At 73.5% G+C, this 234-nt stretch carries 1 pseudogene; it reads right to left on the minus strand.

Annotation, left to right across the window (positions count from 1 at the left end):
- Positions 1-234: pseudogene (locus SB751_RS35480) on the minus strand (glycoside hydrolase family 32 protein); the annotation flags it as partial.

A 234-nucleotide genomic window follows, 5' to 3' on the forward strand; every position in this document is an offset into this window, starting at 1 on the left:
TGCGCTGAACGACGCCGCGCGTGGCGGCCGACAGCGCGCGCGTGGCGGATTCGACGCTCAGATCGCCTTCATGCACGGCGGGCCGCCCGTCGGCCCACGCATCGAACGCGGCGGCCGGCGTCACGAAGAGCGTGGGTTCGCCGCCGATCGTCTTCAGCGCGAACTCGCGCGGCAGCGTCATCGCGCCGCGCCAGGGGGCCGTCGGCGCTTTGGCCGCGTAGTCCCAGTTGCTCA

The sequence above is a fragment of the Cupriavidus sp. SIMBA_020 genome (assembly GCF_046535395.1).
GTDB lineage: Bacteria > Pseudomonadota > Gammaproteobacteria > Burkholderiales > Burkholderiaceae > Cupriavidus > Cupriavidus campinensis.